This window comes from Stetteria hydrogenophila (genome assembly GCF_054657575.1).
In genome coordinates, this window is sequence record NZ_BAAHYL010000001.1 from 118,846 (window position 1) to 139,397 (window position 20,552).

At 59.7% G+C, this 20,552-nt stretch carries 20 protein-coding genes; 14 read left to right on the forward strand and 6 right to left on the reverse strand.

Going from position 1 to position 20,552, the window contains the following annotated elements:
* Positions 1–92 precede the first annotated feature (92 nt).
* Positions 93–1,379, forward strand: a complete 1,287-nt coding sequence (dnaG, locus tag ACYQ3J_RS00595; protein ID WP_460124528.1) for a DNA primase DnaG — start codon at positions 93–95, stop codon at positions 1,377–1,379.
* A 171-nt stretch (positions 1,380–1,550) separates the two neighbouring features.
* On the forward strand, positions 1,551–2,189 hold the full coding sequence (locus ACYQ3J_RS00600) for a hypothetical protein (protein WP_460123042.1): 639 nt from the start codon (positions 1,551–1,553) through the stop codon (positions 2,187–2,189).
* A 30-nt stretch (positions 2,190–2,219) separates the two neighbouring features.
* Here ACYQ3J_RS00600 and ACYQ3J_RS00605 read toward each other — a convergent pair whose 3' ends face one another.
* The 4 genes from ACYQ3J_RS00605 to ACYQ3J_RS00620 all read right to left on the reverse strand — a co-directional run bounded on the left by ACYQ3J_RS00605 (position 2,220) and on the right by ACYQ3J_RS00620 (position 7,462).
* Positions 2,220–3,470, reverse strand: coding sequence for a glycosyltransferase family 39 protein (locus ACYQ3J_RS00605; protein ID WP_460123046.1), 1,251 nt, complete (start codon positions 3,468–3,470; stop codon positions 2,220–2,222).
* Between the two features lie 77 nt (positions 3,471–3,547).
* Positions 3,548–3,961, reverse strand: coding sequence for an archaellin/type IV pilin N-terminal domain-containing protein (locus tag ACYQ3J_RS00610; RefSeq protein ID WP_460123050.1), 414 nt, complete (start codon positions 3,959–3,961; stop codon positions 3,548–3,550).
* A 159-nt stretch (positions 3,962–4,120) separates the two neighbouring features.
* Entirely contained in the window at positions 4,121–5,950 is a 1,830-nt protein-coding gene (locus tag ACYQ3J_RS00615; protein WP_460123053.1) for a type II secretion system F family protein, read from the reverse strand.
* Positions 5,951–5,983: 33 nt separating this feature from the next.
* Entirely contained in the window at positions 5,984–7,462 is a 1,479-nt protein-coding gene (locus tag ACYQ3J_RS00620) for a type II/IV secretion system ATPase subunit (RefSeq protein ID WP_460123056.1), read from the reverse strand.
* 412 nt (positions 7,463–7,874) lie between these two features.
* On the opposite strand from ACYQ3J_RS00620, the gene ACYQ3J_RS00625 reads away from it, so the two are divergent.
* Together ACYQ3J_RS00625 and ACYQ3J_RS00630 are read left to right on the forward strand one after the other, a co-directional pair.
* Positions 7,875–13,634, forward strand: coding sequence for an MSCRAMM family protein (locus tag ACYQ3J_RS00625; protein WP_460123059.1), 5,760 nt, complete (start codon positions 7,875–7,877; stop codon positions 13,632–13,634).
* An 85-nt stretch (positions 13,635–13,719) separates the two neighbouring features.
* Positions 13,720–13,896: a hypothetical protein gene (locus ACYQ3J_RS00630; protein WP_460123062.1), complete on the forward strand. Its 177-nt coding sequence runs from the start codon at positions 13,720–13,722 to the stop codon at positions 13,894–13,896.
* A 184-nt stretch (positions 13,897–14,080) separates the two neighbouring features.
* On the opposite strand, the gene ACYQ3J_RS00635 is transcribed toward ACYQ3J_RS00630, so the two are convergent.
* Positions 14,081–14,785: a hypothetical protein gene (locus ACYQ3J_RS00635; protein WP_460123064.1), complete on the reverse strand. Its 705-nt coding sequence runs from the start codon at positions 14,783–14,785 to the stop codon at positions 14,081–14,083.
* 44 nt (positions 14,786–14,829) lie between these two features.
* Entirely contained in the window at positions 14,830–15,369 is a 540-nt protein-coding gene (gene ppa / locus ACYQ3J_RS00640) for an inorganic diphosphatase (RefSeq protein WP_460123067.1), read from the reverse strand.
* A gap of 108 nt (positions 15,370–15,477) precedes the next feature.
* On the opposite strand from ppa, the gene rpl7ae reads away from it, so the two are divergent.
* From rpl7ae to rpsB, 10 genes are all read left to right on the forward strand, one after another.
* Positions 15,478–15,861: a 50S ribosomal protein L7Ae gene (gene rpl7ae / locus ACYQ3J_RS00645; protein WP_460123070.1), complete on the forward strand. Its 384-nt coding sequence runs from the start codon at positions 15,478–15,480 to the stop codon at positions 15,859–15,861.
* Positions 15,862–16,011: 150 nt separating this feature from the next.
* The gene (locus ACYQ3J_RS00650) at positions 16,012–16,476 is read left to right on the forward strand and encodes a 30S ribosomal protein S13 (protein WP_460123073.1); all 465 of its coding nucleotides are present in this window, start codon (positions 16,012–16,014) and stop codon (positions 16,474–16,476) included.
* A 15-nt stretch (positions 16,477–16,491) separates the two neighbouring features.
* Positions 16,492–17,001 carry a 30S ribosomal protein S4 gene (locus ACYQ3J_RS00655; protein WP_460123076.1) on the forward strand — a complete coding sequence of 170 codons (510 nt, stop codon included), beginning with the start codon at positions 16,492–16,494 and terminating at the stop codon, positions 16,999–17,001.
* A 32-nt stretch (positions 17,002–17,033) separates the two neighbouring features.
* Entirely contained in the window at positions 17,034–17,429 is a 396-nt protein-coding gene (locus tag ACYQ3J_RS00660; protein ID WP_460124531.1) for a 30S ribosomal protein S11, read from the forward strand.
* 34 nt (positions 17,430–17,463) lie between these two features.
* Positions 17,464–18,318 (forward strand): DNA-directed RNA polymerase subunit D, encoded by an 855-nt coding sequence (locus tag ACYQ3J_RS00665; protein ID WP_460123079.1) that lies wholly within the window; start codon positions 17,464–17,466, stop codon positions 18,316–18,318.
* Positions 18,315–18,677 (forward strand): 50S ribosomal protein L18e, encoded by a 363-nt coding sequence (locus ACYQ3J_RS00670; protein WP_460123082.1) that lies wholly within the window; start codon positions 18,315–18,317, stop codon positions 18,675–18,677. The genes ACYQ3J_RS00665 and ACYQ3J_RS00670 overlap by 4 nt, the downstream gene beginning before the upstream one ends.
* A gap of 13 nt (positions 18,678–18,690) precedes the next feature.
* Complete coding sequence (rplM, locus tag ACYQ3J_RS00675; RefSeq protein ID WP_460123085.1) at positions 18,691–19,140, forward strand: 50S ribosomal protein L13; 450 nt, start codon at positions 18,691–18,693, stop codon at positions 19,138–19,140.
* A gap of 2 nt (positions 19,141–19,142) precedes the next feature.
* On the forward strand, positions 19,143–19,595 hold the full coding sequence (locus ACYQ3J_RS00680) for a 30S ribosomal protein S9 (protein WP_460124534.1): 453 nt from the start codon (positions 19,143–19,145) through the stop codon (positions 19,593–19,595).
* A 6-nt stretch (positions 19,596–19,601) separates the two neighbouring features.
* Positions 19,602–19,835 carry a DNA-directed RNA polymerase subunit N gene (locus ACYQ3J_RS00685; RefSeq protein ID WP_460123088.1) on the forward strand — a complete coding sequence of 78 codons (234 nt, stop codon included), beginning with the start codon at positions 19,602–19,604 and terminating at the stop codon, positions 19,833–19,835.
* Complete coding sequence (gene rpsB / locus ACYQ3J_RS00690; RefSeq protein WP_460123090.1) at positions 19,832–20,449, forward strand: 30S ribosomal protein S2; 618 nt, start codon at positions 19,832–19,834, stop codon at positions 20,447–20,449. Before ACYQ3J_RS00685 ends, rpsB begins: the two co-directional genes overlap by 4 nt.
* Positions 20,450–20,552: the final 103 nt, after the last annotated feature.

A 20,552-nucleotide genomic window follows, 5' to 3' on the forward strand; every position in this document is an offset into this window, starting at 1 on the left:
CGGAGCAGGGGTATCCAGCGGATCTAGGGACGGAGCGCTCGGCAATCCCGGGGGGCCGTGCTCCGCGAAGTTGATGATGCGGGGTGGTGATTGTGAAGTACATGATTAAGGCTCGGCTGGAGGTTAACGGGAGGGTCGACAAGCACGACGTCATAGGGGCCATCTTCGGGCAGACCGAGGGACTCCTTGGGAGTGAGTTCAACCTGGAGGAGCTCCAGGACAAGGGGAAGATAGGCAGGGTTATAGTTGACCTGAAGCACCAGGGGACTAAAACCATTGGAACAATCCAGATCCCCAGCAACCTCGACAGGGTCGAGACGAGCATCCTCGCGGCGATGATCGAGACCGTCGACAAGATAGGCCCCTACCACGCCAAGATAACCGTCGAGGAGATCAAGGACCTCAGGGAGGAGAAGCTCAAGAGGATAATCGAGAGGGCCAGGGAGCTGCTTAAGATGATGAAGAGCACCGAGCCCGACGTCAAGGAGATTATAAGGGAGGTCACCCAGACCGTCGAGGCTAAGAGGCCTCAAGTGATCGAGTACGGGCCCGAGAAGCTGCCAGCGGGCCCCGACGTTGACAAGAGCGACACGATAATAGTCGTCGAGGGAAGGGCTGACGTGATAAACCTCCTCAAGTACGGCTACACCAACGTCATAGCCATTGAGGGGGCGAGGGAGAAGATCCCCAAGACGATCGTCGACCTCTCCAAGAAGAAGAAGGTCATCGCATTCGTCGACGGCGACCACGGCGGAGACCTGGTGCTGAGGAGCCTCCTAACCCAGGCTAAGGTGGACCTTGTGGCGAGGGCCCCGAAGGGGATGGAGGTTGAGGAGCTGACGGGGAGGGAGATAGCTGAAGCCCTCAACTCCGCCGAGCCCGCCGAGGAGGTCGCCAAGAGGCTGGGCCTAGCCGGGGAGACCGTGAAGGAGGAGAAGGCCAAGGCCGTCGTGGAGGCTGAGAAGGCGAGGAAGCCCGAAGCCCGGGCGCCGGCGGCGCCCGCTCAGGCCCAGGCACAGGCCGCTGGAGCCCAGGCGGCTCAGAGGCCCGCCCGCCAGCCCGTGAGCATTGAGATGGCTATACCCAAGGCTGTGGTGGACGAGATCGCCAAGCTGAAGGGCACCCTTGAGGGCATCCTATACGACAGCGAGTGGAGGGAGATCGAGAGGGTGAAGGTGAGGGACCTCTTCAACAGGCTCCAGGAGATAGAGCCGGGCAAGGTGCACGCCGTAGTCTTCGACGGCATAATCACCCAGAGACTCCTAGACCTGGCGGCCGAGAAGAAGATACCCCTAATCATAGGGGCGAAAGTGGGCAGCAAGCTGGCGGGGAGGCCCTCAACGGTCCACTTCATGACGTTCGACGACCTAGCCCCCTAACAGGCCGCCGCCCACCCTCCACTTCTCTCCCCCTACCCGAAACCTGGACACGCTCAAACCCGTGGCCGGGTCCATGTCTTAGTGATGGTTCAAAACCGCACTTATCCCCCGACCCCAGGCCCCGGGGGGTGGGCCAGCCGGGAGCCCTTGAAGGGGCCTGGGGGTGGCTGGTTGCCTCTACCCGAGGGAGCGGCTGACTTAATGCTGGAGACGCTCAGGAGGGTGCCCGAGCCAAGCGTTATCGTCACAGCCAGCGAGGCCCTGGCGGTCGTCGAGGAGCAGGAGGCCCTCGGGGGCTGCGTGGGCCCGCTCTGCAGGGAGCTCAGGGCCCGGGTTAAATCCACGCCTGTGGAGGAGGCCTACGCCATCACCACTCGAGGCCTCGTCCCCGTGGGGCGGGGTGGCTTGGAGATCGACGGCTGGGTGGCCGCGAGGGCGGGGAGGATCCCGGGGTTCCTGGGCGTCTTCCACACCCACCCAGCCGGCCTGGCGGTGCCCACCCCCTACGACCTCGCGGGGGCCAGGATCAGGGGGAGCAGGGTGGAGTGCGTGGGCGCCAGGGTGTGGGGGAGGGGCAGGGTTATGTGCATCGAGGCCGAGGATCCCGGGGTGTGGGAGGAGCTGGCCAGCCTCTTCACCAAGCTGGAGGGCCTAGTCCACTCCACCGACTACTACGCCCCGTACCCGCAGGGCGAGAGCCTAGTCTTCGTCCCGAACCCGTCGCCCCGCGTCGCCCTACAGATAGAGCTTGAGGCACTAGCCCTCGCGGAGGCCCTAGCGTTGAGCGCGTACATCATCGAGGAAGGGTGAGGCCAGCCCCGGCCTCGTCGGCCCCCTCATCTAAACGGTGAACTCGAAAGTAGCGCTCCCCCTGGGGATGCCGAGGGCCAGGGCCGCCGCCAGGTACGCAGCGTTGAGGAGGGCAAGCAGCACCCGCCCCTTCTCGCTCTCGACGGCTACGGGGGCCATTAGGGCGGCGAAGTAGTGGAGTGGGAGGTAGTACCATGCAATGGGGTCCAGTAGGCCCAGCAGGAGGTGCGCCGCGAGGGACGCGGAGCCCACTATGCAAGCAGCCACCACCCGGGGATCGCTGGCTCCCCTGCACGCCCCGCCCCGGGCCAGCTTGAAGGCCAGCGCCACCAGCACGACTGTAACGTAGGGAGCGTACTCGACTGCCGTGAACTGCACTAGGAAGCCTTTAGGGATAGGGTTGCTGACGGCGTAGAATGAGCCATTTACTACAGTAACGTTTACTTTGTAGAACCTCCAGACCTCGACCCCCGTGAACATTTTAAGGAGTGATATGAGACTGGTCGCGGGCCTCAAAGCGTGCACGCGCCCGTGGTAGGAGAACGTGGCGTAGAGGGTCCCAGCCACGCCGGCGAGCCCCTTCTCGGCCAGGCAGCTGTGATACATTACCGGGAAGAGGGCTGCAATGAACAGTATAGAATAGGCGGCGGAGCCTAGTAGGGCCCTCCTAACCTCCCTCCTCCCCGCGAGGAGGGCGGCCAGGAGCAGGCCTGCTAGGTAGAATGCTGCAGTGTACTTTGAGTAGAAGCCCAGAGCAGCCAGCAGCCCGGAGAGGGCTAGGTGGAGCCGGCTCCTAACCCCCCGGGTCACGAGCAGCCAGTACGAGGCCACGATGAAGAAGACCTCAACCCCGTCGAGCAAAGCGTAGGACCACACATTAGCGATCAGGCCGCTGGTGGAGAGCAGGAGGCCCCCAAGGAGCGCCTCACGCCACGAGTAGATGGAGCTGAGCGTGTAGTACACTATTAGCAGCGACGCCACTGAGAGGAGGTAGAGGAACACGTGCACGCCTGCGACGGAGAACCGTGAAGTCATCAAGCCGTACAGGTACTTAGCAAACGGGGGGTGCTCAGGGTTACACTCCAGGGGGCAAACGCCCCTCACATAAGCCAACCCACACCCTATGTACAACTCCTCATCTCCATACTTAGGCCCCACGCCGGTGAGGTGGAGCACGAACACTAAGATTGAGTAAAGCAGGACCAGGTAAACGGGGGCGATCTCGCCGCGCTTAAGCCCCGCCAGGATGCCACGGACGGTGAGAGCCAACAGGCTAGACACCAAAGTTAAATAAATCACCTATAAAATTTAAAAATTAAAGAAGCGCGGGATGCGCTTGAAGGGTAGCGGCCTTAACTCTAAGGCTTCTTGGCGACTACGTAGGCTTGGTATACGCTGCCGGAGTCGGTGTAGATCTTGACTAGGTAAGAGGAGCCTGCAACTATGGTGCCGGTAGTCTGTAGATCAAGAGATAGTGTTGTCTCCTCGCCCTGAGAGAGCGTCACCCGGTTGGCAAGCGCCGTGGAGCCAACGTTGACCACTTCAATCTTTGTCACGACTGCTGCCTTGGTCCCAGTACTCTTGAGGTGCAGGATTAGAGTGCCGTTGGCGTAAAGCTCAGTGTCGGGCATCACCGATAGCTCCTCGACGTTCCCGTAGGTGCCCCAGAGGCCCATGAGCCAGCCCGCCACAGCAATGCTGATGGCTACAGCCACCGCGACGATGATCACCGTAGCCACGACCGGGCTAATACCGCGCAAGTGCCTCGGCACTCGAACCCACCTCTCTTTACTACTAGCTCGCTGTTATGCTACTTCCTCGAAAGAATATATATGTTTAAGCCTAGTCACACTCCTTGAAGCGCTGGAGCAGTCCTTATAAACGCTTGAAGCTTGTGGATTGCCGGTATTACTGTATGCATTACTTCGTGGCTACGTGAGTAGCGCTACCGTCTTGAGGGACATGACCAGCACCACGTATGAGATTAGCGTCAGTATCGTCGCGTGGAGGAAGCCGGCGGAGAGCCTTAAGTCCTGGATCTTCCCGGCCATGAGGCCCATTAGCCAGGAGTTGAAGAGGGATCCCAGGCTCAGGTATAGGGTTACCTTGGCTATATCCTGCGGGGTGATCCCGCTGGTTATCCCCATTGTTGCGCCTTGCCCTAGGGCCGGCGCTATCCCTTGGACTGTGAAGCCTAGGACTAGGAAGCTGGAGGTTGAGACCAGTATCGCTCCAATGTAGGGCATGAATATGTAGGGCCTGAGCCTCCTCCTAAGCTCCTCGTCCAGGTCTACGAGGCTGTAGGCGTACCTGGCCAGCGTGTCGAGCGTCCCAGGGGATCCTCCTCCGACTATTATTGAGTCGCTCAGGAACCTCATGTTGGCGAGGAGGATCCAGTCCTTTATCCCCCTAAGCGCCCTCCTGAGGGCGCGCTCCACGTCGAGCCCAGCCGTTAGCGCGACGGCCAGCCTCTTGACTACCCTGTCCAGGGGCCCGTAGCTCCTCTCCAGGGCGACTGCTATTATGCTCCTCTCGGGGGAGAGCCCCGTCTTCCTGACCTCGGCCAGGTCTCTCAGGAAGAAGGCGGTGGCCCTCGCGAGCCCCCTGTGCCTCAAGGTCTCCTTTACGTGGTAGTAGGCTGGCGGGAGGCTCAAGGCTAGAAGGGTGGAGACGAGGGTGAGGTCGAGGGCCATTATAACGTCTCTGTCCACGCGCTGGAATACGTGGTACGCTCCCGTCAGGAAGAACATGACGGGGAACACGATGATGGCCAGGGGGATCCCGAAGACTACGAGGGCCCTGTAAGGTGAGACTATGGTTATCGGTGACTTCGGCTGGCTCGCGTGGACCATGAAGAGCAGCAGTATGGTCATCGTTGGGAGTACCACGAAGCTGAAGAGGGTGAGGCCTGCAACACCCGCGAACTTACCCGCGGGGAACACGGCGCTTACGGTGAAGAACACGTAGAACACTAGAGTCATCACCACGGCTATCGTTATGTAGACCTCCATGAACATGCTCATCCTCTCGGCTAGAAGCTTTAGGTCAGCCATCCTCCTGCTGAAAATGTCCTGAGTCCTGATTTCTAGGTAGTGCACTACGTCGCCGCCTATCCTAATGGTTGTCACGTAGCCTAGAACGAAGTCCCTGTACAGGTGGCTGGGGTGCTCGAGGGCGTTGTACTCCAAAGCCTCGAAGGGGTCCTTGCCGAACATGTTGACGTCCCTTAGCACCATTAACGCCTCCCTCCTCATTGCCTTGAATACCCTGAGGCTTGCAACCCTCTCCATCACCTTCAGTAGGGGCACGCCGCCCCTCGTCATGGTGGCTAGGTACGCTGCGAAGAATGGGAGCTCGCTCTCGACGTTACTCTTCCTCTCGTTGGCCTTGACTGATGGGTAGGAGAGGTAGTAGGCGAAAACTAGCAGGGGGACAGTGAATAGGGAGAGCGACGCTACCGCCTTCACCATCGGCGGGAGGATGCTGAAGGCCAGAATTATGGTGAAGTAGACTGCGAAGGCGAGCGAGGCGAGCGTGAAGAGGAGGGCGCGGGCCGCGTAGAGGACTGGGTGGCGTAGCAGCCCAGCCCTCCTAAGGGCCACGTCCAAGTTGAAGGACTCCACGAGCCTCTCAGCCAACCCCCTGAGGTAAGTTATAGCCACGAAGTCTATGAAATCATTCAGGGTCCACTCTAGCTCGGGCGGCCTATAGACCCTCTTAGGCTCCCTACGCAGCCTCGGCCTGAGCATGACAGCGCCCACCCGCCCAGGGGCTCGTTTACCATGTTAACGGCGCTACTCGAACGACTCCGCGGCGCCTAGTTCACGCGTCGCCTTCTCATAGGCCTTCGCGGGGTTCGTGTAGTACTCGTTTATCCACCTATAGACCTCGTCGATCTTAGTGACGCCCTTGGCAGTCATCCACTTTATGTACCTAGACCTCCTCGAGACCTCCTCGAGCACCCAGTCTAAGTCCTTCCCAACCTGCTCCGCTATGCTCCTCATCACCGTGCTCTCCTCGAGGTAGATATAGTGCTTCCTCTCCGCGGGATCCCACTTGGCCACGAGTCTATAGTCTCCATACTCCTTGATCTCCCAGACGTCGGTGACCCTCCTTGCTATCCTGTACGTCCCGTCGGGGTTGTAGAGCCTCACCCTCTTGATCGCCGCCACGAAGTTGACTAGTGGAATGTAGCTCTGAGGGATATTCATGGGCGGGCTGGTGAGCCTCTTGACGGCCGCGTCAACGTGCTCGGCGTGGAGCGTCGTCAAGCCGCCGTGGCCGGTTGCTATGGCCTGGAAGAGCACGTAGGCCTCCTCGCCCCTGACCTCGCCGACTATGATAACGTCGGGCCTGTACCTGAGGCTCACCTTGATCAGGTCGTAGAGTGTGATCTCGCCGATCTTCTCCGCGCCCAGGCCGTAGCTCGGCCTTGAGACTAGCTGGACCCAGTTCTCGAGCGGGAGCTTCAGCTCAGGCGTGTCCTCGACTGTGACGACCTTAATGGTTGGCCTGAGAAGCGTGGAGAGGGCGTTGAGGAGCGTAGTCTTGCCTGCACCGGTTACACCTATTATGAGACCCGTCGACTTGTACTCCATTGTTAGCCAGAAGTACGCGGCGAGGTCGGCGCTAAGCGTGCCCTCCCTCACGAGGTCTATAACGCTCAGCGGCTCCTCCTTGAACTTTCTAATAGTGAAGCTGGACCCGGACATGCTAACCTCTCTCCTGTACGTAGCGGCGAGCCTGTGGCCCTCGGGGAGTATTGCGTCCACTATGGGGAATGCTACGCTCACGTGCTTCCCCGCTTTGTGAGCGAGCTTGACTACTAGAGAGTCGAGCTCATCCTCATTGTTGAAGACGATGTTTGTCGGTATGCTCTCGTACCTCCTGTGCCAGACGTAGATACGCCTCCCCACGCCGTCGCAGCTTATGTCCTCTATGTTCGGGTCTTTCATAAGCGGGTCTATCTTACCGTAGCCGAGCATGTCCCTTATCAGATAGTACTCGATCTTCTCCCAGCTAATCCTTGGATTCGGCGACTTCATGAACCTTAACCTAAACCTCCTCACGGCACGCCTCGCGGCTTTGTTAAGGTACTCCTGGTAATCAGCCCCCACCTCCTTGGGGGGCTCAAGCTCCCAGTAGAGGATGTCAACTAGCTTCTTGTAGATCTCCATCTCTTCATCAGTCATGGGCACCTCGTCCAGTATATACACGGTCTCGCCCGTCTCGGGGTGCTGGGCAATGACCGCCCTGGCCCAAGGCTCCTGCAAGGGGTAGGCCTCTACCACTTTAAAGCCGGGCCTAAAGGCCTGGAGAACGGCGCCAAGAGCCCCCTCACTAAGCATCTCCTCGGAGGCTCCAACCTCCTCGGCAACAGCCTTCAAGGCCTTCTCACTATCAGACCCGCCGGCTCCAAGCCTCCCCCGCTTTCGGCCGCCACGCCTGAAGAGGCGCATACACTGCACCCTTACCTTACTGCACTACCTACCGTAATCCGGTTAGCATAGGGAAAACTTATCTTTTTAAATGCACTATACCACTTCCGGGGTGTATGAATTCGTTAATTGTTGACCCTAACCTTGCGTCCATATTATTTAGCCGTGGAAGCGCTGTTTTTTGAGGCATAGAACTAAACTTTTCTTCCCCTTAGGAGAGGGAGCGGAGTATTCTGAGGTGCCCCGCGTGCCGAAGGGCGGGTCGCAACTACGCATCATTGCGCTTCTGCTTCTAATGCTAGCCCTGCTCGCCGCCCAGGCGGTGCAAGGCCAGGTACCCAGCAGGCTCCCGGAGCAGCTCAGCGTCAAGACTACTGGAGTCTTCGGCGTGGGAAGGGCCGAGCTCCCCCCGGGCTATACCATAGCTTCGGCCGCGCCTGGCCCCTCCCGCGGCGTGGTATACATCACCGGGACCGCCCCGTGGGGTCAAGGCTACGTTGCAATCCTGCGCACCGACGGCAGCGTTGAATGGAGCCACACGCTTGAAGGGCCGGGCGTACTCGTGGCTGTGGACAACCCATCGAATAGCAGGTGGCTGGCTGTAGCGTCAAGGCTAGGCGACTTGGCCGTGATAGACCTGAACACTAAATCAATCTACGCCTACTACTACAGGGCCCTCCGCTCGAAGCCCGTGCAGCTCCACGTGGCCACCGAGGGCGGCAGTCTCAAGGTTGTAGCCCTCGACTCCAGCGGGTCCCTCTACGTCTTCAAGCCGCCGGAGGAGGGGTGGTTCGAAGCTGCCCCTGAAACCGGCAGTGCGGCGCTAAGCTACCAGCCGGGCTTTTACGTCTTACACGCTTCTCCAGTCGCCCGCGTATCCAGCCTTTGGAACAGGAGCAACACGAACCTCCTAGCCGTGATAGCAAATATTAACCCCGACATCAACCAGCACTTCTACGCTACTCTTAACGCGCAAGTCTACTACGTAACGAGCGCGGGGGAAGTCAAGAAAGCAATCACGGGGACGAGAGTCTACAACGTCTCCGGCGTGGAGCTTATTGAAACAAGGACTCTGAGAGTGTGGATAGTTGACCCGGTGCTCCACATACCGGAGACGCTGAGCGACCACTCCTACCCCATAAACCAGACCAACGGCACGGGAACCCTCGTACTCCAGAATCTCTTCCCTGCAGAGTTCGGCATCTACATGGAGTACGAGGTCGTGCTAAGAGAGGCGGGCGAGAACAATATTATTGAATCTTACGAGTGCTACACCAACTTCACGACGTTGAGCTTCACGCCAGGCGCCAACGTTAACGCAACGATATACCTCCACCCAACAAACGCTACAAGCCCTGACGAATGCGAGCTTATGCGCAGAAGGTACGTCAACACCGCAAGTACCGGCCTCAACCTTGTAAACCTACTGTTCCTCAACATCTCCAGGCTACCGGACGAGTACAGGTGGCAGGAAGACCTCACGCTACGGTACATAAGGTTAAAGGGAGGGCTAGACGACATAAAGATTGTTAAAGCATATACCTCCCCAGCGCTCCCCGAGGGCTGGGACAGGCTTGGCGCCAAGTACCTCCTTCTCGCAGCAACCGATAAAAGCCTATACATTTACCTGTTTAACGAGAACCTAACCCTGGTCGGCATGCCTGTAGGGGACTGGGAAGAGGCCTACCTGGGCTCCACTCCTACAGCGGTTGAGGTCTCGCCTTCACTCGACGAGATCTACGTTGGCTGCTCCAATGGCAGGGTTTACAGGTTAACGTGGAGCCCCGAGAAGTTGAGGTATATCCTGACGGGCTCGCTCGTGGTCTCATCTAGGGGGATGCCTGTAACGTCGTTGAGGCTAGCTACTACGGGCTACCTCCTGGCCGCGACTGCTGACGGAGCCGCTCAGCTCATCGACCTGAGGGGGTGGAAGCCTCTGTGGAGGGGGCCGGCTGTATACCCGGCAATAGACCTGTCGCGGGCCGCGGGTCTTCCAGGCGCCGCTGTGGGCGGCCTCTGGTACTACCCCGGGCTGGGCTTCGTCGGCTACTTCACCAATCGGGGCGTGATGCTACTCCCCTATGGGCTCAGCGAGCTAGAGCCCCTATACCCTGTCTCGATAGTGCTGTCCTCGAGGCTAGCCAGCCTCAACGGCTTGAAGGAGGCTCTACCCGTTAATGCTAACGAATCATACGTTGACGTGTTCATGGAGGGATCCCGGGTCGCATCGGCCACCTTCACTGAGGAGGACGGGCTCGCTGTGGCGACCCTCTACCTGCCCAGGGGCCCTGTCACGTTCAGGGTTAACGCCTCTATAGCGGGCGATCAGTGGGTGGTTGAGTGGAACTACACGGTGGCCGGGCCCTCATCGGAGAACGTGACAGTGAAGCTTAGGGAGGCTCTAGTCTACGTCTACACCCCTGAAGACGGTGGGATAGGCTACAAGCTCACGGCTGGCCCCAAGAAGGGGGCGCTGGTTACGCTAGAGCCAACCGGCGTCTCCCCGAACCTACCCTACAGGCCCGTCGATGACAAAGCGTTCACGGGCACGACCGGCCCTGACGGCCTGGCCCGCTTCATAATCTATGAGGGCGTCAGTTACAGGGTAACGGGGAGCCTTAAGGGCTACACCATAGAACCTGCTGACGCGGATGCGTTCGGCCCCGCCAATGTAACACTGAAGGCCGACCCGGTGCTTTACACTCTAGACCTGGAAGCATTCGACTCCGAGGTCTTTAACTACGCGGGCCTCAAGTACTACGTGCCGGAGGCCAACGTCACGCTGACTCTGGGGGAGACGGGGAGGAGCGCGTGGATACTCGTCGAGGGCGGGAGGGCAACGCTTGAGATACCGGCGGGAAGCTACAGAGTCCAAATAAAGGCGGCGTACTACGAGCCCTACAACGCATTAATCAAAATCCCCGAGGCGGGTACACTAAGCGCTGCGCTCAACCCGATACACTTCACGGTGGCGCTGCATGTGAACATTAACGACACAACAGGGTTGATACTGAGCCCATCCAGCGTTGTTGAGGTAAAGGTTAAACCCATCGACTTCCCCCTGCAGCCCGAGTCAACGCACACCGGCCCCGACGGGTCAGCGGTGTTCAAGCTCCACTGGGGTAGGTATAGCGTAACCGTTACACACCCCATGCTGGAGTCCACAAGCGTAACTATAAACGTCACCGGCAACGTTGAGGAAGTCATCACGGTCAAGCCACGCTACTCCCGAGTCAACATAACGGTGCTGGACGCTGATCTGGTTGAATACGGCGTTCTAGTGAAGAATGCCCTAGTGACTCTTACCTATAACGGGCCATTCACGGGAGGCTCTGTGACCATCGACCTCGAGGAGGGCTTCGGGTCGGTCACGCTCCCCTACGGCTACTACACCCTCTCGGCGACTGCAGGGGGCTATCAGACTTCAACGTTCCAGCTAGCCGTGAACACTCCGCAGGATAACGTCACCATAACTGTCCAGCCAATCAGGTACCCGGTCAGGATAAACGTCCACGTTATTGACCCCGTCTGGAACCTCGCCTCCGGCCCCCTAGCCGGGGCGCTGGTAACGGTGAAGCTAGTCTCGCCCAGCTATCCCCTGCCCCCATCCACCCTGCTAACGGGCAACGACGGCACCGCCACGTTCAACCTTAGAGGGGGAGAGTACCTTGTCGTGGTGCAGCACGAGCTTATAGGCAACTACACAGAGCGCATCCACGTCGCCGGCACGGTGAGCGTGACCCTCCAGCCGAAACCAATATACGTCGATGTAAACCTGAAGGTCGTTGATTCGGAGCAGATGCTAGCGGTTCCCCAGGCATCTCTGACAATGGAGTACACGGGCGTTACCAGCAGGAAGTTAACCATCACAGTCAAGGACGGCTCCTTCAGGGGACTACTGCCTGCAGGCAACTACGTGTTCACGGCTAGCGAGCCCCACTACTATGAAGCCTCTATCCGCGTGAAGCTTGTAGGGGTATCAACCTTCAACCTCACGATCCTAATGAAGCCCATATACCAAGATGTCACCATAAGGGTCCTGTCCGCCAGCGTGGTTGTCAACGGGACACGATTCCCCGAGGCACCCATACCTGGAGCCGAGGTTAGGCTTACCCCCAGCGACCCCGTGCTGAGAAGCCTAGGCATAACCGGCTACGCCGCTGTAACAGACGAGGAGGGCGTGGCGAGGCTAAAGGTTAGAGTGGGCTTTTACAACCTGAGCGTCTCCGCAGACTACTTCTATGCAACAGCGACCAACGCGAGCGTCCTGAGCGAGAAGCGGTTTGAAGCGACAGTTAAGCTGAAGCCGGTGCTAAACCCGGTCAAGTTGAAGATTTTGGACGGCGAGCTTGAGCCGGAGCACGCCAGCATAGCGGGCACGCTGACCTTGACCTCCTGGAACGACATACCCCTAAGGTTGAGGGTAAACGTCCCGCCGGGCGGGGCTATCCTGCTCCTCCCGGCCGGGTCGTACGAGGCGCTGGTAGAGTCTCCAGGCTACCAGGCCTCAACCTTCAACTTCACAGTGCCGGGCGACACGTACACCTTCAACTTGACCGCGGAGAGGCTCCCCGTGAAGATCACGGTCCTGCTTGAATCCGTTTTCGGCTCGTCGCCGGCGAGCAACATGACCCTGACGCTCACTGCAATAGATATACCGCTCAAGGTTAAGACTATCAACCTCACACTCGACTCCAGCGGGTCAATAGTGGCCGGGCTGAGGCGCGGCAACTACACAGTCCAAGCGGCCCCACTCGGCTACGCTCAGCCCGTGACTCTGGGCACTATCACAGTGTCAACCGGGGGGGAGGAGTACACCTTCACCGTCGAGGCTCCCACTTTCACGCTTAACCTGACAGCCGTCGACTCCGAATTCAAGGAGTACACGGTCCCCGTCAACGCCACGATAACATACCTCGGGCCGTACGGCTCCGGCGAGTACTCCACCAGCCTACCCGCCGGCCGTGCCTCGCTAGAGCTGCCACCGGGAAGCTACCAGATCACGCTCACGTCTCCATTCTACTACACGTACACCACGCCGCTCAACCTGACCGCGAGCACTAACGTCACGGTCGAACTGGACCCGAGGAGGGCCAGCGTTAACATCGTGGTTAAAGACATTGACGGGAACCCCGTCAGCAGGGCCAGGGTCATCCTCCGCCACCAGATACTGCCGTACGCCGTGGAAGCCGTGACCGGCAAGGGTGGAGGGGCTACACTTGAGGACATTAGGCTGGGGAGCTACACCTTAACGGCGACGCCGCCAGCCGGCGTTACGTACCTGAAGCCTAGCACATCCAACGTTACGATCACCGCTGAATCAAGGTCGTTTACAGTCATCCTCATGCCGAAATCGTTCAACGTGACGATAGTTTTAATCGACGCGACCACCAACAAGATGATCCCGTTCCCGTACACGCTAACTCTTGCCAGGAAGGGTGCTGGGAGCGCGTTGCTCTCCATACCTTCAAATGTAACTATTGAAAACGGCACCGTGAGCCTCATGCTACCCTACGGCGACTACACTGGGAAGCTTGAACCCGTCGAGGAGGACTACTATATTCTGCCGGATCAGGTGTCGTTCACTGTGGATAAGAACGAAACGCTAACCATAAAGCTGGAGCCTAGAGTGTACAGCTTGGAAGTAATCGTTGTAGACGATAGGGGCATGCCTGTACCGAATGCCAGGGTAGTCTTAATAGACGTCAGGGGCAACGTGCGCTCCGCGGCTTCGACCAACGAGGACGGGCAGGCAGTCCTCAAGGCGCCTTACGGGGTTTACATGGTTGAAGCCACTAAGTCCGGCTACAAACGCACACCATACCAGGTGCGCATTCCCGATACGAAGGATCTGACAATAGAGCTGGAGCCAGGCCTCCTCGTGATACTTAAGAGGTACTCAACGTTCATAATCGGAATAGCGGGCTTAGCCGTAATAGCGTACGGCATACTAAAGCTAAGATCATGGATAGCCGAGAAGATCGCCGAGGAGGAGGAGTACTTCTAGCCCCCCAAACCGTGGGCTGGAGCGTTTAGCTAATCACCATTAAAGCCCGCAACCCCCCGGGGAAGTGACTCCAGGGGTGAGGCAGGTGTCCACGCTGCCCAGCAGGGATGAGGTTGTCAAGAAGGCTAGGAGAGTCGTGGAGGAGCGTTATGAGGAGAAGCTGGAGAAGCTTAATAAGACATACGAGGAGTACGTGAAGGAGGTAGAGGCCGAGTTCATGGAGACGGCTAAAGCGTTCAGGGAGAGGCTGCCCCGGGTCTGAGAGCGTTAAGGCCGAGCACCCGGGGCCCTCGGCGTGCTAGCGGGCGCCAGCCCCTTCTCTGCCAGGAGCTGTCTTTCCCCTCCCCTTCAAGGCCGCCCTCTTGCGAGGCAGGGGCCTTAGTCTAAGCTCCTCAGGCTCGAGGAGCCCGCGGCTCTAGTGCGTGCCTGCTCAACGCTTCAAGCTGCTAGGAGAGTGGTGGGTGGCCGTAGTAGCTGTAGGCTATGGCCACCGGCTTCACTCTCGTCCTCCACGCTATCGACGCCGCGACGCCTAGGAGGATTATGAGAATGGCGGCTTTAATGGCTGCGGTTTTGCTCTTGGTTAACACGCTTGACCCGCAAGCCTCCTCTAGCCCGAGGTATCTCAGCGTTAGCTCTACCTTGCCCCTAACCTCGTAGGAGGTGCGCATTCCGGAGATGAGGGGCCTGATGACCTCGGCCTCTGCGTTGGCGTGGATCTCCGCTGGCAGGAGGCCGGCTGTGGTTGGTATGTAAGTCACGTTGGCCTCCGGCGTGGAGGCGCGGTAGATCTCCTTGCACACCACGGGCTTCGCCCCCCTAACGTAGAGGAACTCGCCGGGGGCCGGCGCGGCCTCCTCCACGGCCTCCAGCGACTCGTTCAGGGCCTCCAGGACGACGCCTCTAATGACTCCCTCCATGATGCTTGGAGCCAGCGGCGTGGCGGCGCCTAGAATTATTATCCCAACCCTCCTCTGCTCGGTTATGTAGACTTGGATCCCGGCCTTCAGTGGGGAGACCGCCGCGGGGTAGGCGCTGGAGGCCAGGATGACCTGGGCGTCGATTCTCCCCTCATAGACGGCCTGGGGGAGGCGGACGACTCCAGCTGTCTGAGCATGAAGCACTGGTATACTCGCTAGGATAGCTAGCAAAAACGCTAGAAGGGCTAAGCTGCCCGCCCTTACTTGGGATCTACTCAAGCCTGCTTCGCACCCTTATACCTCTCGATAGCCTTCCTTATGGCTTCCTTAGCCTCCTTGGCCCCTCTCCAGCCGGTGACCTTCACCCACTTCCCCGGCTCCAGCTCCTTGTAGTGCTCGAAGAAGTGCTTTATCCTGGCGCGGAGACTCTCGGGCAGCGACTCCACATCCGTCCAGCCGGCGTAGTATGGGTCTAGCTTCGGCTTCGGGACGGCTATGATCTTGCTGTCCGGGCCCTCCTCGTCCTCCATGTCCAGGATGCCTATGGGGACTACCTCGATCACGCTACCCGGCATTAGGGGCTCCCTGGAGATGACTAGCACATCCACGGGGTCCCCGTCCTCTTCCAGCGTGCCTGGTATGAAGCCGTAGTTGAACGGGTAGACCATGCTGGTGTAGAGGAACCTGTCAACACGGACAACGCACGCCTCCTTGTCGAACTCGTACTTTACACCACTGTTCATCGGAATCTCTATGACGACGTTAACCACTTCAGGCGCGTCCTCCCCGGGGCCTATCCGGTCGAGGCAGGACACTCCTAGCACCCCCCTTCAACCATTAGATGAAGCGGGCCACATGCTTATTAAGGCTAAACCCGGCCAGTGCTAGGCCGACGACCCAAAGGCTGGGGAGGAGGATGAGCCATGTCCAAGCCCCCGTATGTAAGGTTCGAGGTCCCCAAGGACCTAGCTGAGAAGGTGTACGAGGCCGTCAGGAAGGCTAGGGAGACTGGTAAGATAAAGAAGGGCACCAACGAGACCACTAAAGCGTGCGAGAGAGGCCAGGCTAAGCTCGTCATCATCGCTGAAGACGTGGACCCGCCCGAGATCGTGATGCACCTACCCATACTGTGCGACGAGAAGAAAATACCCTACGTCTACGTGCCCAGCAAGATGAAGCTCGGCGAGGCCGCCGGGATAGAGGTTCAGGCAGCCAGCGCCGCCATCATAGACCCTGGAGAGGCGGCGCCCCTCGTCAACGAGATCATCGAGAAGGTTAAGGAGCTGCGCGCGAAGGCAGGAGTCTAAACCCCAAACCCCCTTCGCCCCCGAGGCCTACCCCGGGATCCCAGCTTTCCCAAGTCTTTCCTCTGAGAGGCACGCCGCCAGGGGGGTCGTTGCTTTTATTTGCCCTGGAGGAGCCCCGCGGAGCCTCCTGGGTATGGGGTGTCGAATAGCTTGGCCGCCGAGGAGCAGCAGTTCAAGTACATAGTTAGGATTGCGGGTACAGATATTAGGGGCGACCTTAAGCTGGTCTACGGCCTGGCCTCGATTAAAGGCATAGGCGTAACCACGGCTTACGCTGTTGCCAGGATGCTCGGGCTCGACCCTGAGATGAGGGTCGGTTTCCTCACCGAGGAGCAGATCAGGAGGCTGGAGGAGGCTGTGAGCGACCTGAGGAAGCTGGGCCTCCCGGCCTGGCTTTTCAACAGGAGGAAGGACTACGAGACGGGTGAGGATAAGCACCTAATAGGCGCTGACCTCGTGTTCCACGCTAGGAGGGACATTGAGAGGGAGATAAGGATCGGGAGCTGGAGGGGCGTGAGGCACAAGCTCGGCCTCAAGGTTAGGGGCCAGAGGACCCACACGACCGGCAGGCTGGGCATGACCATCGGTGTTAGCAGGAAGAAGGGCGGCAAGTAGGCGGGGTGGTGAGGAGTGGGCGACCCGAGGAAGCCTAGGAAGAAGTGGGAGGGCCCGAAGCACCCGTGGATTAAGGAGAGGCTCCTTAAGGAGATGGAGCTTGTCGGCCGTTACGGGTTGAAGAACAAGAAGGAACTCTGGAAGGCCGCCACTCTCGCCAGGAAGTTCAGGCACCTGGCGAGGAGCCTGCTGGCGCTGCCGGAGTCCGTGAGGGCTGAGAGGGAGAAGGCTCTCCTCGACAGGCTGTACAGGATGGGCTTGATTGACAGGAACGCCACGCTCGACGACGTCCTGGGCCTCACCGCGGAGCACATACTGGAGAGGAGGCTCCAGACCATCGTCTACAGGAAGGGCCTGGCTAAGACCATATACCAGGCGAGGCAGCTCATAGTCCACGGGCACATAGCCATCAACGGCAGGAGGGTCACGTCGCCCGGCTACCTCGTCTCCAGGGAGGAGGAGGACCTCATAGACTACGCTCCAGGTAGCCCATTTAAGGAGAGGGCTGAGGCCGCCTCAAGCTAGGGCGGCACGGGGGTGGCTCTGGGTTGACGGCGCTGTTCCAGAGGGACCTCAAGTGGGGCGTCGCCCACATCTACAGTAGCTTCAACAATACCATCGTCCACATCACCGACCTGACTGGGGCGGAGACCGTGGCGAGGGTTTCAGGCGGTATGGTGGTGAAGGCTGACAGGGAGAAGCCATCGCCCTACGCCGCGATGATGGCCGCTAGCAGGGCCGCGCAGCAGGCCATGGAGAGGGGTATCGTGGCGATACACATCAAGGTCAGGGCCCCTGGAGGGCACGGCCCCAAGACTCCAGGGCCGGGCGCCCAGGCTGCGATTAGGGCCCTGGCGAGGTCGGGCTTCATCATAGGCAGGATTGAGGACGTGACGCCGATACCGCACGACACCACGAGGAGGCCGGGCGGCAGGCGCGGCCGCAGGGTCTAGCGCCGCCTGCGCCTTCGAGGAGGCGACTGGTTCCTTGGCTGGGGCCGAGCCTTCCCTCGAGGTACTCTCCCTCGACGATAGGAGTATCAAGCTACTCGTCAAGGGCTTCCCCGTGGCCTATGTTAACGCTTTGAGGAGGCTCTCGCTGAGCGACGTCCCAACGCTCGCCGTTGACTTCGCCTACTTCTACGAGAACAACACTGGTATACACGACGAGATCATAGCACACCGCCTAGGCCTCACGCCCCTCAAGAGCGACGAGGCCCTAGCCAAGTACAGGAGCCCCGAGGAGTGCCGGGGGGCCCCTGAGGGTGACAGGAGCTGCTACGTCGAGATCGAGATTGAGGAGAGGCTGGACCCCACCGAGCTATCGGGCAAGTACGTCACAGCCGAGTCGATGAAAATCAGCGACCCCGACGTGAAGCCCGTCTACCCGGGGACTGTGCTCTTCTACCTCGCCCCGGGGCAGGCTGTGCACCTGATAGCCTTCGCCAGGCTGGGCAGGGGGAGGGAGCACGCGAAGTGGTCCCCCGCAACCGTGGCTTCATCCAAGTACGTCCCCGTGATCCACTACGACGGGTCGAAGGCGAGCAAGGAGTGCCTGGAGTGCCTTGATGCTTACCCTGAGGTGAGGAAGGCCCTGGAGTCCGGGGGCAAGGGCTCCATCGAGCTACTCCACTTCAGGACCACGAGCGGCCTCAGGTACTGCGCCGAGACCGCGTGCAGGGACGCCTTGAGGATCGAGTACAACCCCTCAAAGCTGATACTAGACGTCGAGAGCAGCGGCGCCCTCAGGCCGGAACGCATAATATACGAGGCTACTAGGTGCCTGGAGAAAAGGGCCCGGAGGCTGCTGGAGCTGGTAGAAGGGGAGGGTGCTCAGGGTTGAAGAGGACGGGGCCAACTAACCAGCTGCTCAGGAGGCTGATGCGCGAGATTTACAAGACTGGCAGGGACAACAATGCCCCAGCCTGGCTGAGGGTAGCTGAGCTCCTCGACAGGCCGACGCGCAGGAGGGTGGCGGTCAACCTCAGCAAGATCAACAGGTACGCCAGGGAGGGTGAGATGGTCGTCGTCCCGGGCAAGGTCCTCGGCGGGGGGTTCCTCGAGAAGAAGGTGACGGTTGCGGCGTTCGCCTTCTCCGAGGAGGCGCTTCGCAAAATTAGGGCTGCCGGGGCCCGCGCGTTGACGCTGAGGGAGGCGCTGAGGGAGAACCCTGAGGGGAGGAATGTGAGGATCATAATCTAGGGGGTGCCGGGTAGTGCAGGGTGAGGTAGTGGTCATAGACGGGGAGGGCCAGATACTCGGCAGGCTCGCGAGCAGGGTAGCTAAGATGCTCCTTGAGGGTAAGAGGGTTGTAGTTGTTAACGTTGAGAAGATCGCCGTCAGCGGCGACCCAGTGATGGTGGTTCAGTCCTACAAGAGGACGATCCTGGGGGTTAAGAGCCACTTCTCCCACAAGTGGAGGCCCAAGAGGCCGAGGAGCCCCGTGAGGCTCTTCAAGGCCGCCGTTAGGGGGATGCTCCCCAAGCACAACAGGAGGGGTAGGGAGGCGCTTAAGAGGCTCAAGGCGTATGTTGGCGTCCCCGAGGAATACGCTGGCGTGGAGAAGACTAGGTTCCCCGAGGCGGATGCCTCGAGGCTGTCGAGGGGCTACGTTACGCTTGAGAGGATAGCCAGGGAGCTTGGGTGGAGGGGTGGAGCAAGGTGAGCATGCTGGCTGGCAGGATAGTTATCGCGACGGGTAAGAGGAAGAGGGCTATAGCCCGGGCCGTGATCAGGCCGGGCAAGGGGAGGGTCAGGATAAACGGCGTGCCGATCGAGGTTTACCCCATTGAGATGGCTAGGATTAAGATGATGGAGCCCCTGCTCCTGGCGGGGGAGAGGATTAGGAACCTCATCGACATCGACGTGAACGTCGAGGGCGGCGGCGTCATGGGCCAGGCCGACGCGGTCAGGATGGCGATAGCCAGGGGGCTGGTCGAGTTCTTCAGGTGCGACGAGGACACTGAGGAGTGCAGGAGGATGCAGAAGATAAGCATGGACCTGCAGCGCGTGTTCGACGAGTACGATAGGACCATGCTCCACGGCGACCCGAGGAGGACCGAGCCCGAGAAGTACATGAGGTACAGCGCTAGGAGGAGGTGGCAGAAGTCCTACAGGTGACCCGCGATGCTCCTGCCGGTCAGGTGCTTCACCTGCGGCGCCCCACTCGGGCACCTCTGGGAGGAGTTCAAGAGGAGGGTCCAGGCCGGCGAGGATCCCGCGAAGGTGCTCGACGACCTGGGGGTCCACAGGTACTGTTGCAGGACAACCATGATCTCCAGCGTCTCGTACATAGAGGATATAGCCCTATATTACATAGTCAGGGCCCGCAGGCTGAGGAGTGAGGGTGGTGCGTGGTGAGCCAGGCGGGTGAGCTGCTAGTCCCCCAGGAGCTCTACATGAAGGCTGGGGTAGTCTTCGGGACGCAGATATGCACCAAGTACATGAGGAGATTCGTCTACAAGATACTCCCAGACGGGTACTACATGCTCGACACTAAGATGATCGACGAGAGGCTGAGGATAGCGGCGAGGTTCCTCGCAAGGTTCGACCCGGAGAAGATAGTGGTCACCAGCGTGAGGCTCTACGGGCAGAAGCCCGCGAGGATGATGTGCGAGCGCGTGGGCTGCAAGGCGGTGACGGGCAGGATAGTGCCGGGCATATTCACGAACCCCAACGTCGAGTACTACCTCGAGCCCGACGTTGTACTAGTAACCGACCCCAGGACGGACGAGCAGGCGATCATTGAGGCCAGCAAGATAGGGATCCCCGTGGTGGCCTTCGCCCACACAGACAACAAGGTGAAGAACATAGACCTAGTCATCCCAGGCAACAACAAGGGCAGGAGGAGCCTAGCGCTGCTGTACTGGATACTCACGAGGGAGATACTGAGGGAGAGGGGAGTCCTAGGTCCCAACGAGGACCTGGACATCAGCTACGAGGACTTCATGGCATCGAAAATCAGGAGATGGTAGACCCCGCGGGGCCCGCCGGGGGCGTTAGTAGCCGCGTTTAAAGCCCTCCAACCTCAACGCTCCACCTCTGAAGCCTTTGAAGCCTCCAGCGGGGGCTGCCGGG